The organism is Streptomyces venezuelae (genome assembly GCF_008642315.1).
GTDB classification, from domain to species: domain Bacteria; phylum Actinomycetota; class Actinomycetes; order Streptomycetales; family Streptomycetaceae; genus Streptomyces; species Streptomyces venezuelae_D.
The window spans coordinates 3716386-3730568 of the sequence record NZ_CP029192.1 but is presented as its reverse complement, the minus strand read 5'-3'; the positions used below and the strand labels follow the sequence as shown (position 1 = coordinate 3730568).

Annotated in this window: 17 protein-coding genes; 14 read left to right on the top strand and 3 right to left on the bottom strand. The window is 70.3% G+C overall.

Going from position 1 to position 14183, the window contains the following annotated elements:
• Positions 1-73: 73 nt before the first annotated feature.
• From map to truA, 8 genes are all read left to right on the top strand, one after another.
• On the top strand, positions 74-910 hold the full coding sequence (gene map, locus DEJ48_RS15760; protein ID WP_150216761.1) for a type I methionyl aminopeptidase: 837 nt from the start codon (positions 74-76) through the stop codon (positions 908-910).
• Between the two features lie 162 nt (positions 911-1072).
• Positions 1073-1294, top strand: a complete 222-nt coding sequence (infA, locus tag DEJ48_RS15755; RefSeq protein ID WP_003948620.1) for a translation initiation factor IF-1 — start codon at positions 1073-1075, stop codon at positions 1292-1294.
• A 58-nt stretch (positions 1295-1352) separates the two neighbouring features.
• A complete protein-coding gene (gene rpmJ, locus DEJ48_RS15750; RefSeq protein WP_003948619.1) occupies positions 1353-1466 on the top strand; it encodes a 50S ribosomal protein L36 in 114 nt (37 codons plus the stop codon).
• A gap of 188 nt (positions 1467-1654) precedes the next feature.
• The gene (rpsM, locus tag DEJ48_RS15745) at positions 1655-2035 is read left to right on the top strand and encodes a 30S ribosomal protein S13 (protein WP_127912744.1); all 381 of its coding nucleotides are present in this window, start codon (positions 1655-1657) and stop codon (positions 2033-2035) included.
• Positions 2036-2100: 65 nt separating this feature from the next.
• Positions 2101-2505, top strand: a complete 405-nt coding sequence (gene rpsK, locus DEJ48_RS15740; RefSeq protein WP_003948617.1) for a 30S ribosomal protein S11 — start codon at positions 2101-2103, stop codon at positions 2503-2505.
• A 119-nt stretch (positions 2506-2624) separates the two neighbouring features.
• Complete coding sequence (locus DEJ48_RS15735; protein ID WP_016645160.1) at positions 2625-3647, top strand: DNA-directed RNA polymerase subunit alpha; 1023 nt, start codon at positions 2625-2627, stop codon at positions 3645-3647.
• Positions 3648-3815: 168 nt separating this feature from the next.
• Positions 3816-4304, top strand: a complete 489-nt coding sequence (gene rplQ / locus DEJ48_RS15730; RefSeq protein ID WP_150216760.1) for a 50S ribosomal protein L17 — start codon at positions 3816-3818, stop codon at positions 4302-4304.
• A 79-nt stretch (positions 4305-4383) separates the two neighbouring features.
• Complete coding sequence (gene truA / locus DEJ48_RS15725; RefSeq protein ID WP_150216758.1) at positions 4384-5247, top strand: tRNA pseudouridine(38-40) synthase TruA; 864 nt, start codon at positions 4384-4386, stop codon at positions 5245-5247.
• 16 nt (positions 5248-5263) lie between these two features.
• On the opposite strand, the gene DEJ48_RS15720 is transcribed toward truA, so the two are convergent.
• Positions 5264-6130, bottom strand: a complete 867-nt coding sequence (locus DEJ48_RS15720; RefSeq protein WP_150216756.1) for a hypothetical protein — start codon at positions 6128-6130, stop codon at positions 5264-5266.
• Between the two features lie 74 nt (positions 6131-6204).
• Here DEJ48_RS15720 and DEJ48_RS15715 point away from each other — a divergent pair, with 74 nt between their 5' ends.
• The 4 genes from DEJ48_RS15715 to glmM all read left to right on the top strand — a co-directional run bounded on the left by DEJ48_RS15715 (position 6205) and on the right by glmM (position 10131).
• A complete protein-coding gene (locus DEJ48_RS15715; RefSeq protein ID WP_150216754.1) occupies positions 6205-7416 on the top strand; it encodes a glycosyltransferase family 87 protein in 1212 nt (403 codons plus the stop codon).
• Between the two features lie 210 nt (positions 7417-7626).
• Positions 7627-8070 carry a 50S ribosomal protein L13 gene (gene rplM / locus DEJ48_RS15710; RefSeq protein ID WP_055569478.1) on the top strand — a complete coding sequence of 148 codons (444 nt, stop codon included), beginning with the start codon at positions 7627-7629 and terminating at the stop codon, positions 8068-8070.
• A 42-nt stretch (positions 8071-8112) separates the two neighbouring features.
• Positions 8113-8634, top strand: coding sequence for a 30S ribosomal protein S9 (rpsI, locus tag DEJ48_RS15705; protein WP_055569477.1), 522 nt, complete (start codon positions 8113-8115; stop codon positions 8632-8634).
• A gap of 138 nt (positions 8635-8772) precedes the next feature.
• On the top strand, positions 8773-10131 hold the full coding sequence (gene glmM, locus DEJ48_RS15700) for a phosphoglucosamine mutase (RefSeq protein WP_150216752.1): 1359 nt from the start codon (positions 8773-8775) through the stop codon (positions 10129-10131).
• 58 nt (positions 10132-10189) lie between these two features.
• Here the strand turns inward: glmM and DEJ48_RS15695 are convergent, their stop codons facing one another.
• Positions 10190-11137, bottom strand: a complete 948-nt coding sequence (locus DEJ48_RS15695; protein WP_150216750.1) for a DUF389 domain-containing protein — start codon at positions 11135-11137, stop codon at positions 10190-10192.
• Positions 11138-11185: 48 nt separating this feature from the next.
• Positions 11186-12166 (bottom strand): type I pantothenate kinase, encoded by a 981-nt coding sequence (gene coaA, locus DEJ48_RS15690; protein WP_150221206.1) that lies wholly within the window; start codon positions 12164-12166, stop codon positions 11186-11188.
• An 88-nt stretch (positions 12167-12254) separates the two neighbouring features.
• Between coaA and DEJ48_RS15685 the strand changes: the two genes are divergently transcribed.
• Entirely contained in the window at positions 12255-12623 is a 369-nt protein-coding gene (locus DEJ48_RS15685) for a holo-ACP synthase (protein WP_150216748.1), read from the top strand.
• A gap of 48 nt (positions 12624-12671) precedes the next feature.
• Positions 12672-14117 carry an NAD(P)H-hydrate dehydratase gene (locus DEJ48_RS15680; RefSeq protein ID WP_150216747.1) on the top strand — a complete coding sequence of 482 codons (1446 nt, stop codon included), beginning with the start codon at positions 12672-12674 and terminating at the stop codon, positions 14115-14117.
• Positions 14118-14183: the final 66 nt, after the last annotated feature.

Here is a 14183-nt window from a genome sequence, read left to right as displayed (position 1 = left end):
GTGCCCCTCGGGGGACCGCGGCCGTAGTGTTGTATACGTCGGTTGTCGGACGGAAGACGGAGAGCGGAACCTCATGGTGCAGATCAAGACCCCCGAGCAGATCGCGAAGATGCGTGAGGCGGGCCTTGTCGTCGCCGCGATTCACGCCGCGACCCGTGAGGCCGCGGTGCCCGGCGCCACCACGAAGGATCTGGACGAGGTCGCCCGCAAGGTGATCGCCGAGCACGGCGCGAAGTCGAACTTCCTCGGGTACGGCGGATTCCCCGCCACGATCTGCACCTCGGTCAACGAGGTCGTCGTGCACGGCATCCCGGACGACAAGACCGTCCTGAAGGACGGCGACATCATCTCCATCGACGCGGGCGCCATCGTCGACGGCTGGCACGGCGACGCGGCCTACACGGCGTTCGTGGGCACGGGTCACGCTCCGGAGCTGATCGAGCTCTCCCGGGTGACCGAGGAGTCGATGTGGGCCGGGCTCGCCGCGATGAAGCAGGGCAACCGCCTCGTCGACATCTCCCGCGCCATCGAGACGTACATCCGCCGGCAGCCGAAGCCGGGCGGCGGCAAGTACGGGATCGTCGAGGACTACGGCGGCCACGGCATCGGCACCGAGATGCACATGGACCCGCACCTCCTGAACTACGTCGAGCGCCGCCGCGGCAAGGGCCCGAAGCTGGTCCCCGGCTTCTGCCTCGCCATCGAGCCCATGGTCTCCCTCGGCACCCCGCGGACGGAGGTCCTGGAGGACGACTGGACCGTCATCACGACGGACGGCACGTGGTCCTCCCACTGGGAGCACTCGATCGCCCTCACGGAGGAGGGCCCGATCGTCCTGACGGCCCCGGACTGCGGGAAGGCGAAGCTCGCGGAGTACGGCGTGACGACCGCGCCGGACCCGCTGGGCTGAGGTGCGGTACCCCGTTGCTTAAGGATCTTCGTCGTGGGGCAGACTTTCTCGATTCGTCTTTCCGAGTGCACTGACGTAGACTGACGCGTCGGCTCTCGTGCATCCGTGTGTCTGCATACGGAGCATGTAGTCGATCAAGGTAGTCGATTCGAAGGGCGAAGCGTGGCCAAGAAGCAAGGTGCCATCGAGATCGAAGGCACTGTCGTCGAGTCTCTTCCGAACGCCATGTTCAAGGTGGAGCTCCAGAACGGCCACCAGGTCCTGGCACACATCAGCGGCAAGATGCGTATGCACTACATCCGCATCCTCCCTGACGACCGGGTCGTGGTGGAGCTGTCTCCGTACGACCTGACGCGTGGCCGGATCGTCTACCGGTACAAGTAGATCTTGCCCGCATCCCGCTCGCGCGGGGTGGTGGCACTGACCCGGAGAACCTCACCCAATGAAGGTCAAGCCGAGCGTCAAGAAGATCTGCGACAAGTGCAGGGTGATCCGCCGTCACGGCCGGGTCATGATCATCTGCGACAACCCGCGCCACAAGCAGCGCCAGGGCTGACGCACGACTGCAGTTCGCAGATTTTCGCGCGACGCACGTAATCAATACGCAGAGCACGTCCCTCTTCAGATCCATCGGTATATGGAGGGCGACACCCCCGGTCGGAGGCCGGGGACCCAGCCGGTACCTCGTACGGCCACTGGGAGTGGTTCTGCCGAAGACCTCCGAAGAATCAACAGGAGCCATGAATGGCACGCGTTGAAGGCGTTGACCTCCCGCGCGACAAGCGCATCGAGGTCGCCCTCACCTACGTGTTCGGCATCGGCCGCACGCTGGCCCAGCAGACGCTGGACGCCACCGAGGTGGACCGCAACACCCGCGTTCGCGACCTGACCGAGGAAGACCTCGTCAAGATCCGTGAGTACGTGGACGCCAACATCAAGACCGAGGGTGACCTCCGTCGCGAGATCCAGGCCGACATCCGCCGCAAGGTCGAGATCGGTTGCTACCAGGGTCTCCGTCACCGTCGTGGTCTGCCCGTCCGCGGTCAGCGCACCAGCACGAACGCCCGCACCCGCAAGGGCCCGCGTCGCGCCATCGCCGGTAAGAAGAAGCCGGGCAAGAAGTAGTCCTCGCTCAGCGGTCTATCGACAGCTGACGCTGCAGGACCGACCACCTCCCGTAGGAGTTATAGATGCCCCCCAAGGGTCGTCAGGGCGCTGCCAAGAAGGTGCGCCGCAAGGAAAAGAAGAACGTCGCCCACGGGCACGCTCACATCAAGAGCACGTTCAACAACACGATCGTGTCCATCACGGACCCGACCGGCAACGTGATCTCGTGGGCCTCCGCCGGCCACGTCGGCTTCAAGGGCTCGCGCAAGTCCACGCCGTTCGCCGCGCAGATGGCTGCCGAGTCGGCCGCCCGTCGCGCCCAGGAGCACGGCATGCGCAAGGTCGACGTGTTCGTCAAGGGCCCGGGTTCCGGTCGTGAGACCGCCATCCGTTCGCTCCAGGCGACCGGCCTCGAGGTCGGCTCGATCCAGGACGTGACGCCCACGCCGCACAACGGCTGCCGTCCCCCCAAGCGTCGCCGCGTCTGACGCACGTCGCTTGACTTGAGGTTTTCGGGCGGTACGGCTCTTCGGGGCTGTGCCGCCCGTACCCTTGAATCACTCAGGGCATCAAATAGTGGGTGCCCCTGAACTGAAGGAATCACTTCATGCTGATCGCTCAGCGTCCCTCGTTGACCGAAGAGGTCGTCGACGAATTCCGCTCCCGGTTCGTGATCGAGCCGCTGGAGCCGGGCTTCGGTTACACCCTCGGCAACTCCCTCCGCCGCACCCTGCTCTCGTCGATCCCCGGCGCTGCTGTCACCAGCATCCGCATCGACGGTGTCCTGCACGAGTTCACCACCGTGCCGGGTGTCAAGGAGGACGTCACCGACCTCATCCTCAACATCAAGCAGCTGGTCGTGTCCAGCGAGCACGACGAGCCCGTCGTGATGTACCTGCGCAAGCAGGGCCCGGGCCTCGTGACCGCCGCTGACATCGCCCCGCCGGCCGGTGTCGAGGTGCACAACCCCGACCTGGTCCTCGCCACGCTCAACGGCAAGGGCAAGCTGGAGATGGAGCTGACCGTCGAGCGCGGTCGCGGCTACGTCTCCGCGGTGCAGAACAAGCAGGTCGGCCAGGAGATCGGCCGCATCCCGGTCGACTCCATCTACTCGCCGGTCCTCAAGGTCACCTACAAGGTCGAGGCGACCCGTGTCGAGCAGCGCACCGACTTCGACAAGCTGATCGTCGACGTCGAGACCAAGCAGGCCATGCGCCCGCGTGACGCCATGGCGTCCGCCGGCAAGACCCTGGTCGAGCTGTTCGGTCTGGCCCGTGAGCTCAACATCGACGCCGAGGGCATCGACATGGGCCCGTCCCCGACGGACGCCGCCCTTGCCGCCGACCTGGCGCTGCCGATCGAGGAGCTCGAGCTCACCGTTCGGTCGTACAACTGCCTCAAGCGCGAGGGCATCCACTCCGTGGGTGAGCTCGTCGCCCGCTCCGAGGCGGACCTGCTCGACATCCGCAACTTCGGTGCGAAGTCGATCGACGAGGTCAAGATGAAGCTCAACGGCATGGGCCTCGCGCTCAAGGACTCGCCTCCCGGCTTCGACCCGACCGCCGCCGCCGACGCGTTCGGTGCGGACGACGACGCGGACGCCGGCTTCGTCGAGACCGAGCAGTACTAGTCGCCTCCGGCGGGGTGAGCGGATTCTTCCGGCCGCCCCGCCGTCGCGGCTGAGCCCTTGTCCTCGATCGCCGGACGGGCTCAAAAAAGACTTCCTGCGGGGCAGCCGCCTCACAGGCACTGACACCGGTACCTGATACGGCCGGTGCAGCGATGAAGGAGAAACACCATGCCGAAGCCCACCAAGGGTGCCCGTCTGGGCGGCAGCGCCGCGCACGAGAAGCTTCTGCTGGCGAACCTCGCCAAGCAGCTCTTCGAGCACGGCCGGATCACGACGACCGAGGCCAAGGCCCGTCGTCTGCGTCCGTACGCGGAGCGTCTGGTCACCAAGGCGAAGAAGGGCGACCTTCACAACCGCCGCCAGGTGCTGTCCGTCATCACCGACAAGAGCATCGTGCACACGCTCTTCACGGAGATCGGCCCGCGCTACGAGAACCGCCCGGGTGGCTACACCCGCATCACCAAGATCGGTAACCGTCGTGGCGACAACGCGCCCATGGCGATCATCGAGCTGGTGGAGGCCCTGACCGTGGCCCAGGAGGCCACCGGTGAGGCCGAGGCGGCGACCAAGCGTGCCGCCAAGGAAGACAGCCTAAAGAAGGACGCGCCCGTCGAGGACGCGCCGGTTGAGGCCGCCGAGGAGTCCAAGGACGCCTGAGGCACAGCGCTTCTGTGAGCGGGTCCGCCCTTCGGGGCGGGCCCGCTTTCGTATGCGGGTGGCCTGAGAGGATCTGCGTGTGAGTGACGAAGTAGAGCCCGGGTTCGTGCGGGTGCGGTTGGATCTTTCGTATGACGGCAGGGATTTTTCCGGCTGGGCCAAGCAGAAGCAGGGGCAGCGGACCGTCCAGGGGGAGATCGAGGCCGCGCTGCGGACGGTGACGCGGTCGCAGGAGACGTACGAGCTGACCGTCGCGGGGCGGACCGACAGCGGCGTGCACGCCAGGGGGCAGGTCGCCCACGTCGATCTGCCGGAGAGCGTGTGGGCCGAGCACAGCGACAAGCTGCTGCGCAGGCTCGCCGGGCGGCTGCCGCACGATGTGCGGGTGTGGAAGGTCGCCGAGGCGCCCGCCGGGTTCAACGCCCGGTTCGCGGCCGTGTGGCGGCGGTACGCGTACCGCGTGACCGACCACCCCGGCGGAGTCGACCCGCTGCTGCGCGGGCATGTGCTCTGGCACGACTGGGAGTTGGATCTCGACGCCATGAACGCCGCCGCGGAGCGGCTCGTCGGTGAGCATGATTTCGCCGCCTACTGCAAGAAGCGCGAGGGCGCCACGACCATCCGTACGCTCCAGGAGCTGCGGTGGGAACGGCGGCCCGACGGGATCTTCGAGGCGACCGTGCGGGCGGACGCGTTCTGCCACAACATGGTGCGGTCGCTGGTCGGCGCCATGTTGTTCGTGGGGGACGGGCACCGGCCCGTGGAGTGGCCGGAGAAGGTGCTCCGCGCGGGCGTGCGGGACTCCGCCGTGCACGTCGTGCGGCCGCACGGGCTGACGCTGGAGGAGGTCGGCTACCCCGCCGACGACCTGCTCGCCGCGCGCAGCAAGGAGGCGCGCAACAAGCGGACGCTGCCGGGGGCGACGGACGCCGGGTGCTGCTGAGTCCCGTCCGGGCCGGCTACTGCGGGGCCTCGGCGGCGGCCGAGGCCTGGGCCTCGCCCCGCAGGTGGATCCGCTGGAACGCGAAGCGGGAGAGGTCGTCGCCGACGCCGTACGCCTTGCGGTCGCCCGTGGTCACGTCCTTGCCGCTGGTGTAGCCGGTGGTGGTGAAGTACGCGTAGCGGCCGTAGGCGTTGTAGGTGCCGCGGCACACGCCCGTGCGGCAGAAGTCGGGCACGCCCTTGCCGGGGAGCGAGTTCACGAGCCCCTTCTTCACCTGCTCCTTGACCTTCGTCGCGTCGGCGGCGGTGTCGAAGACGGCGACACCGATCGTGACCGCCACGCCGTCCCTGATGTAGCTGGCGCGGATCAGGCGCGTGCAGTCGTTCTTGGCGAGGACCGAGCCGAGTGCGGGCTGGGTGACCGAGGTGCACTTCGTGGTGGAGTCGGTCGCGCCCTTCTTGTAGAGGCGCTCGCCGGTCCGCCAGGACTTGCCGGGGAACATGCCCTCGGGAGTGAGGGGCGCCTTGTCCTTCTTGGCGCTGGAGACGAAGTCCTTGGGGTCCGGCGGAGGCGGCGGCGTGGTCGCCTCGAAGGACGGTTCCGCCTCCTTGCTCGCGCCGGGGATGTCCGCGGCCGTCGGCAGCTCACTGGCCGGCTTGTTCGACGCGGAGGGCTCGTCGCCGTTCGCGGTGACGACGGTGATGGCCACGGCGGCGGCGATGCCGACCGTCGCGAAGACTCCGCCGCCGATCAGCAGCCACTTGCGGCGGCGGGTGCGCGCCTCGGAGGCCTCGGCGAGCGCCGCCCAGTCGGGCGTGGGCCCGCCGCCGGGCCCGCCCGTTCCGCCCGGACCCCACTGAGGTCCCCCTTGCCCAAAGCTCATGGGGCGCATCTTAGACGGGCTTCCCGGGATGTTGAGCGGGGGTTGCGTGGGGTGCCACGCCTAGCCTGAAGCCTATGAATACGGGCAAATCGTCGGTTTGCGGGTGGTGGCTGCGGCCCGCGGAGCCGTACGTCCGGTGGGTGCTGGCAGTGGTGCTCGTCGCCGCGGTCGTCCGGGTGGGTCTCGCCTCTCCGCAGGGCGGGATGGACAACGCCATCGTGGTGCGGGCCGCCGAGGCCTGGCTCGACGGGCGCTCGCCCTACGCCGACCGGCACTTCCTCTATCTCCCCGGCGCCGTGCTCGCGGCGGTGCCGCAGGCGCTGCTGCCCGCGGACGTGGTGCGGTTCCTGGTGCCCGCCGGGGTGACGGCGGGGCTCGTCGGCGGGTGGGCGTGCGCCCTGCGTGTCCACGGGATGCCGTTGCGGAGCCGGTTCGCGGTGTACGGGCTGCTCGGGCTCGCGCTCGGCTTCGCGCCCTTCGGCCACCTCGTGCAGCTCGGCAACTGGACGGTGGGTTCCGCGCTCGCGCTGCCGTGTGCGCTGCTCCTCGTCTGCCGGGGCCGGTGGGTCGCGGCCGGGCTCGTCATCGGGGCGGCCGTCGCGGTGAAGCCGCTGCTCGCGCCCGTCGTCCTGCTCTTCGTGTTCGCGCGCAGGTGGCGTGCGCTCGGCGCGGCGGTGGGCGTGCCCGCCCTGGTGTCGGCGGCCGCGGCCCTCGCCATGCCGGACCCCGCCGGGTTCTTCACGCGGACGCTGCCCTTCCTGCTGCGCGGCGAGGACACCTTCGTACGCCTCTATGAGGCATCCCCGGCGGCGGTGCTCGCGCGGCTCGGGGTGCCGGAGTCGGCCGCCGCGCTGCTGGCCGGGGGCGCGGCCGCGGCAGGCGTGTGGTGTGCGTGGCGGCGGTGGGGGAGGGGAGGGGAAGAGGGCGCGGCGGAGGCGAGGGTCGTGGAATGCGCCGTGATGCTGATGCTTTCGGCCTTTCTCGTCTCGCGTCCGTCGTACGACCACTACCTCCTGGTCGTGCTGCCGCTGCTCCTCGCGGGGGTCCTGACGCCGGGGTCGGCCGCGCGCTGTCCGTGGTTCTGGGTGGCGCTCGTGCCGCAGGTGCCCGGCTTCACGTGGCCGTGGCTGGAGCCGGGGACGCGGCGGGCCTTCAAGGACGCGGTGACGCTGTGCGTGCTCGCGGGCACGGTCGGGTGGGCGTGCGTGCGGAGCGTTACGGTGGAGAGCGCGGACCCGCCCGTGGCGAGGGAGTCGCCGGTGCCGGGCTCCAGGGCCGCGTTTTGACCGGTACGGGGCAGCGCGGGTACTCTCGACGATTGATACGTATTGGTGTCCTCGTTCTCACGCGAAAGGGCCCTTGCGTAGGTTCCCTGGAGCAGTTACCAGTGGCTCGCATACGGGCAGCGTCCCCGGCACTGTGAGCCCCAGCTGCATGATCGCTTCCTGGGTGCCGTGTGTCTGGACCCCATCCACTGAAGAAGCGAAGGCTACGAAGTGCGTACGTACAGCCCCAAGCCCGGCGATGTGACCCGCCAGTGGCACGTCATCGACGCCCAGGACATCGTCCTGGGGCGTCTGGCGACCACCGCCGCTTCCCTCCTGCGAGGCAAGCACAAGGCGATCTACGCCCCCCACGTTGACACCGGTGACTTCGTCATCATCATCAACGCGGAGAAGGTGCACCTCTCCGGCAACAAGAAGACCCAGAAGATGGCGTACCGCCACTCCGGCTACCCGGGTGGTCTGCGTTCCGTCCGTTACGACGAGCTGCTCGAGAAGAGCCCCGAGAAGGCCATCGAGAAGGCCGTCAAGGGCATGCTCCCCAAGAACACCCTGGGCCGTCAGATGCTCTCGAAGCTGAAGGTCTACGCGGGCGACCAGCACCCGCACGGCGCTCAGCAGCCGGTCCCGTTCGAGATCACCCAGGTCGCGCAGTAGTTCCGGCCACCCCCTAAGACGAAAAGAAATCTGAGGAGAATCGTGGCCGAGACCACCGTTGAGCAGCCGGTCGAAGAGACCGAGGTTGTGGACGTAGAGCAGTACACCACCGAGTCCGAGGCCCCCGTCGAGGGCGAGTACACCTCGGAGTCGAACGCCGCGCGCTTCGGCGACCCGCAGCCGGCCGCCGGCCTGGGCCGTCGCAAGAACGCCATCGCCCGCGTCCGGATCGTTCCGGGCACCGGCAAGTGGAAGGTCAACGGGCGCACGCTCGAGGACTACTTCCCGAACAAGGTCCACCAGCAGGAAGTCAACGAGCCCTTCAAGGTGCTCGAGCTGGACGGCCGCTACGACGTCATCGCCCGCATCTCGGGTGGCGGCGTCTCCGGTCAGGCCGGTGCGCTCCGTCTCGGTGTCGCCCGTGCGCTGAACGAGGCCGACGTCGAGAACAACCGCGGCGCCCTCAAGAAGGCCGGTTACCTCAAGCGTGACGACCGTGCGGTCGAGCGCAAGAAGGCCGGTCTCAAGAAGGCCCGCAAGGCTCCGCAGTACAGCAAGCGCTAATCGCTGCCTGCTCGTACTTCTCGTTCGCCCCGGCGGCACTCACCGTGCTGCCGGGGCGTTCGTCTATTCAGGACCATGCAGGAACCATTCAGGAACCCCTGAGGCAATTCGTTTTTCTGGAACGTTCGGAGGACAGCAGTGGGACGACTCTTCGGCACGGACGGCGTGCGCGGTGTCGCCAACGCGGATCTGACGGCCGAGCTCGCGCTCGGTCTCTCCGTGGCGGCGGCGCACGTACTGGCCGAGGCGGGCACCTTTGAAGGCCATCGCCCGGTCGCGGTGGTCGGGCGTGATCCGCGCGCGTCCGGGGAGTTCCTGGAGGCCGCGGTGGTCGCGGGTCTCGCGAGCGCGGGCGTGGACGTCCTGCGCGTCGGTGTGCTGCCCACCCCCGCGGTGGCGCATCTCACCGGTGCGCTGGGCGCCGACCTCGGGGTCATGCTCTCCGCCAGCCACAACGCGATGCCCGACAACGGCATCAAGTTCTTCGCCCGCGGCGGCCACAAGCTCGCCGACGAGCTGGAGGACCGCATCGAGTCCGTCTACGAGGAGCACCGCACCGGCGCCCCGTGGGAGCGGCCCACCGGCTCGGGCGTCGGCCGCGTGAAGTCGTACGACCAGGGGCTCGACCAGTACGTCGCGCACCTCATCGGGGTGCTCCCGAACCGCCTCGACGGGCTGAAGATCGTCCTCGACGAGGCGCACGGCGCGGCCGCGCGTGTCTCGCCCGAGGCGTTCGCGCGGGCCGGTGCCGAGGTCATCACGATCGGCGCCCAGCCCGACGGCCTGAACATCAACGACGGGTGCGGGTCCACGCACCTGGACCTGCTCAAGGCCGCCGTCGTCGAGCACAAGGCCGACTTCGGCGTCGCGCACGACGGGGACGCCGACCGGTGCCTCGCCGTGGACCACACGGGTGCCGAGGTCGACGGCGACCAGATCCTCGCCGTGCTCGCCCTCGCCATGCGGGAGCACGGCACGCTGCGCCACGACACGGTCGTCGCCACGGTCATGTCGAACCTCGGCTTCAAGCTCGCCATGGAGGGCCAGGGCCTCGCCCTGGTGCAGACCTCCGTCGGCGACCGGTACGTCCTCGAGTCGATGAAGGAGCACGGCTTCGCCCTCGGCGGCGAGCAGTCCGGGCACGTGATCATCCTCGACCACGCGACGACCGGCGACGGCACGCTGACCGGCCTGCTGCTCGCGGCGCGCGTCGCCGAGACGGGCCGTTCGCTCGCGGACCTCGCGAGCGTCATGGAGCGGCTCCCGCAGGTCCTCATCAACGTGCCCGACGTCGACAAGTCGCGCGTGCGGACGTCCGCCGAGCTGACCGCCGCGGTCACCGAGGCCGAGCGCGAGCTGGGCTCCACCGGCCGGGTCCTCCTGCGCCCCTCCGGGACCGAGCCGCTGGTGCGCGTCATGGTCGAGGCCGCCGACATCGAGCAGGCCCGGTCCGTCGCGGGCCGCCTCGCCGACGTGGTGAAGTCCGCGCTGGGCTAGAGCCTGGGTCGGAAGTTCCGCCTGCCCCGCGGCGTCGACGGGACTCCCGACACAGGCCCTAGGGGCGGGACGTCTTCGCGGTGCGCTCGCGCTGCACGGCCCAGAAGAGCTTCTGGGCGAGCAGCGTGAGCGTGCCCGCGAGGATGATGCCGAGCAGGTTCAACAGGAGCTGCTCCGTGGAGCCCCAGGCCTGCTTGTACTCGTCGTAGCTGAAGGCGACGGCGGCGTTCGCGGCGGCGGGGACCGTCGTCACCGAGATCGCCACGCCCACCAGCGCGCCCGACTTCGCCGAGGTGAGGGAGAGCGTGCCCGCGGCCCCCGCGAGAACGGCCACCACGAACGAGAACCAGTCGGGGCGGTAGATGAAGTTCGTGTTCGGGCGCTCCGACTTCAGGGCGTCGTGCGTGAACAGGCCCATCGCGTCCATGAAGTAGCTGAACCCCACCGTCACCACCATCGCCGCCGCGAAACCGACGAGCAGCGCGATCAGCGAGCGCAGGGCCAGCCGGGGCGCGCGTCGGACCAGGGCCGTGCAGAAGCCGGCCAGCGGGCCGAACTCCGGGCCCACCGCCATGGCGCCCACGATCAGGATCGCGTTGTCGAGGACCACACCGCACGCCGCGATCATCGTGGCGAGCGTGATGAACGCGACGTACGTGACCGAGAGCGTCGACTCCTCATGGGTCGCGTCGGCCAACTGCTCCCACAGGACCGCGTCCGCGCCCTCGCCCGGGGCGTCGTCCGCCGCTTCCTCCGCGCGCCGGGAGAGCGACAGGTCGATGGTCTCCACGGCGATGGAGCCCGACTCGTCGATGCCGAGCCCGCGCAGTCCGCCGATCAGTTCGTCGCCCGCCTCACGGGCCACGTCGCACATGACGACGTCGCCCGAGGGGTTGCGGGCCGCGCCCGGGAGCACCGCGAGGTGGGTGGTGCCGACCGTGCCCCCGATCAGGTCGACCACGGCGTCGGTTCTGTCCGGGGGTGTGATCAGGCGCAGGTGCAGCATGGACGCAGGTTAGCCGGGCCGCGGCGCCCGCCGCCCGCGCGGACGCTCCTACAGTTTGCGCAGGCTGAGGCGTTGGACCTTGTGGTCGGGGCCCTTGCGGACGACCAGGGTGGCGCGGCTGCGGGTGGGGGCCACGTTCTCCACCAGGTTCAGCTTGTTGATGGTCCGCCAGGTGGTGCGGGCGTAGTCGAGCGCCTCTTCCTCCGACACCTGTGTGTACTTGCGGAAGTACGACGACGGGTCCTGGAACGCCGTCTGGCGCAGCTTCTTGAAGCGGTTCAGGTACCAGCGCTCGATGTCGTCCGCGCGGGCGTCGACGTACACGCTGAAGTCGAAGTAGTCCGCGAGGCCCACGCGGGTGCGGCCGTCCTTGCCGGGGAGCGCGGGCTGCAGGACGTTCAGGCCCTCGACGATGAGGATGTCCGGCCGGCGGACGGTGAGGCGCCGGTCCGGGACGATGTCGTAGATCAGGTGGGAGTAGACGGGCGCCGTCACCTCGTCCTTGCCGGCCTTGATGTCCGCGACGAAACGGGTGAGCGCACGGCGGTCGTACGACTCGGGGAAGCCCTTGCGGGACATCAGGCCGCGGGCTTCGAGCTCCTTCGTGGGCAGGAGGAAGCCGTCCGTCGTGACGCGCTCCACGCGCGGGTGCTCCGGCCAGCGCGAGAGGAGGGCCTGGAGGAGGCGGGCGACGGTGGACTTGCCGACCGCCACCGATCCGGCGACCCCTATGACGAAGGGGGTGCCGGACTGGGACCCCTTCTCGCCGAGGAAGGTGTTGAGGGCGCCGCGCAGTCCGTCCGTCGCGCCCACGTAGAGGTTCAGCAGGCGCGAGAGCGGCAGGTAGATGTCGCGGACCTCGTCCAGGTCGATGACGTCGCCGAGGCCGCGGAGCTGCTCCACCTCCTCCGCCGTCAGGGGGAGTGGTGTCTTCTCGCGAAGCGCGCTCCACTCGGTGCGGGTGAGGTCGACGTAGGGAGTCGCCTCCGGCTTGGGCCGGTGGGCGCTCCTGGGTGCCGTCGGGGGCACGGAGACCGAAGAGATCACAGTCCATTGTTACGGCTGTTTGAACGGGACGGGGGGTGGGGTGGTGGGTGGGGTGTGTCACGCTGAGCCGGTGATTATTGGGGTTGGCATCGACGTCGCGGAGATCGAGCGGTTCGGCGCCGCGCTGGAGCGCACGCCCGGGATGGCGGAACGTCTCTTCGTGGAGAGCGAGTTGCTGCTGCCGGGCGGGGAGCGGCGGGGCATCGCCTCGCTGGCGGCGCGGTTCGCGGCGAAGGAGGCGCTGGCCAAGGCGCTGGGGGCGCCGGCGGGGCTGCGGTGGACCGACGCCGAGGTGTACGTCGAGGAGAGCGGGCAGCCCCGGGTCCGGGTGCGGGGCACGGTGGCCGAGCGGGCCTCGGCGCTGGGTGTCCGGTCCTGGCACGTGTCGCTCAGCCATGACGCGGGAGTCGCCTCCGCGGTGGTGGTGGCGGAGGGGTAGGCGGCGTCCGTTCGGCGGGGGCACCCGCGGCGGGGGCAGACTGGGCGCATGCGTACTGCGTACAGCGTGGAGAGCGTCAGGGCGGGCGAGCGGATCCTCATGGACCGGGGCCCCGAAGGTGTGTTGATGCAGCGTGCGGCGGCCGGTCTCGCCGCCGAGTGCGCCCGGCTGCTCGGCAAGGTGTACGGGGCGAGAGTCACGCTGCTGGTGGGCAGCGGGGACAACGGGGGCGACGCCCTGTACGCGGGGGCCCGGCTGGCCCGGCGTGGTGCCGGGGTCAGTGCCGTGCTGCTCGCGCCCGACCGCACCCATGCCGGAGGGCTCGCCGCGTTGCGGGCCGCCGGGGGCGTGGTGGTGGGCGCCGCCGAGGAGCGGGCCGAGGGCTTGGTCGCGCGGGCCGGGCTGGTCGTGGACGGGATCGTGGGGATCGGGGGCCGGGGCGGGCTGCGGGAGGACGCCGTGCGGCTCGTGACGGCGGTGCGGGACGACGCCGTGGTCGTCGCCGTGGATCTGCCCAGCGGGGTCGACGCGGACACGGGCGAGGTGCACGGGGACGCGGTGCGGGCCGATGTGACGGTGACGTTCGGCGCGTACAAGCCGGGTCTTCTCATCGATCCGGGCCGGGAGCACGCCGGTGTCGTGCGGCTCGTCGACATCGGGCTGACACCGGCGGAGCTGGAGCGGGCGGCGGCCGAGGCGCTGCAGTTCGCGGACGTCGAGCGGCTGTTGCCCGTGCCCGGCGGGGAGAGCGACAAGTACCGGCGCGGAGTCGTGGGGATCGTCGCGGGTTCCGAGCGGTACCCCGGCGCCGCCGTGCTCGCCGTGGCGGGCGCGCTGCGCGGGGGAGCGGGAGCCGTGCGGTACGTGGGTCCCGCCGCGGACGCCGTCGTCGCGCGGTTCCCCGAGACGCTGGTGTCGGCTGGGCCGCCGTCCAAGGCGGGGCGCGTGCAGGCCTGGGTCGTGGGTCCCGGGCTCGGGGAGGACGCGGAACGGCTGGCAGAGGTGCTGGCCGCCGATGTGCCCGTGCTGATCGACGCCGACGGACTGCGGCTCGCCGGGGAGCGGGACGTACGGGAGCGGCGTGCTCCCACGCTCCTCACCCCGCACGCCGGGGAGGCCGCGGCGCTGCTCGGCGTGGCCAGGGAAGAGGTCGAGGCGGGGCGCCTGACCGCTGTACGGGAGCTGGCGCGGCGGTACGGGGCGACGGTGCTGTTGAAGGGCTCGACGACCCTGGTGGCCTCGGGGGAGGGCCCGGTGCGGGTCAACCCGACCGGGACGCCGTGGCTCGCCACGGCGGGCAGCGGCGACGTGCTCTCCGGGCTCGCCGGGTCCCTGCTGGCGGCGGGAGTGGACGCGCGGGACGCGGGGTCCGTCGGCGCGTACCTCCACGGGCTCGCCGGGCGGCACGCGTCGCAGGGGGCGCCTGTGGGGGCACAGGACGTGGCGAACGCGATTCCCGCGGTGTGGCGGGAGGTCGGGCGTCCCGACCGGTGATGCTGGCGGCAGGGCGGCAGGGCGGCAGGGCCCGTGGGCGGTCGTGTTTTCGGGGCCGCCCTTCGA

Coding starts and splice junctions, on each gene's coding strand:
- map (WP_150216761.1), top strand. CDS start 74: ATGGTGCAGATCAAGACCCCCGAGCAGATCGCGAAGATGCGTGAGGCG.
- rpmJ (WP_003948619.1), top strand. CDS start 1,353: ATGAAGGTCAAGCCGAGCGTCAAGAAGATCTGCGACAAGTGCAGGGTG.
- rpsM (WP_127912744.1), top strand. CDS start 1,655: ATGGCACGCGTTGAAGGCGTTGACCTCCCGCGCGACAAGCGCATCGAG.
- rpsK (WP_003948617.1), top strand. CDS start 2,101: ATGCCCCCCAAGGGTCGTCAGGGCGCTGCCAAGAAGGTGCGCCGCAAG.
- DEJ48_RS15735 (WP_016645160.1), top strand. CDS start 2,625: ATGCTGATCGCTCAGCGTCCCTCGTTGACCGAAGAGGTCGTCGACGAA.
- rplQ (WP_150216760.1), top strand. CDS start 3,816: ATGCCGAAGCCCACCAAGGGTGCCCGTCTGGGCGGCAGCGCCGCGCAC.
- DEJ48_RS15720 (WP_150216756.1), bottom strand. CDS start 6,130: ATGAGCTTTGGGCAAGGGGGACCTCAGTGGGGTCCGGGCGGAACGGGC.
- DEJ48_RS15715 (WP_150216754.1), top strand. CDS start 6,205: ATGAATACGGGCAAATCGTCGGTTTGCGGGTGGTGGCTGCGGCCCGCG.
- DEJ48_RS15695 (WP_150216750.1), bottom strand. CDS start 11,137: ATGCTGCACCTGCGCCTGATCACACCCCCGGACAGAACCGACGCCGTG.
- DEJ48_RS15680 (WP_150216747.1), top strand. CDS start 12,672: ATGCGTACTGCGTACAGCGTGGAGAGCGTCAGGGCGGGCGAGCGGATC.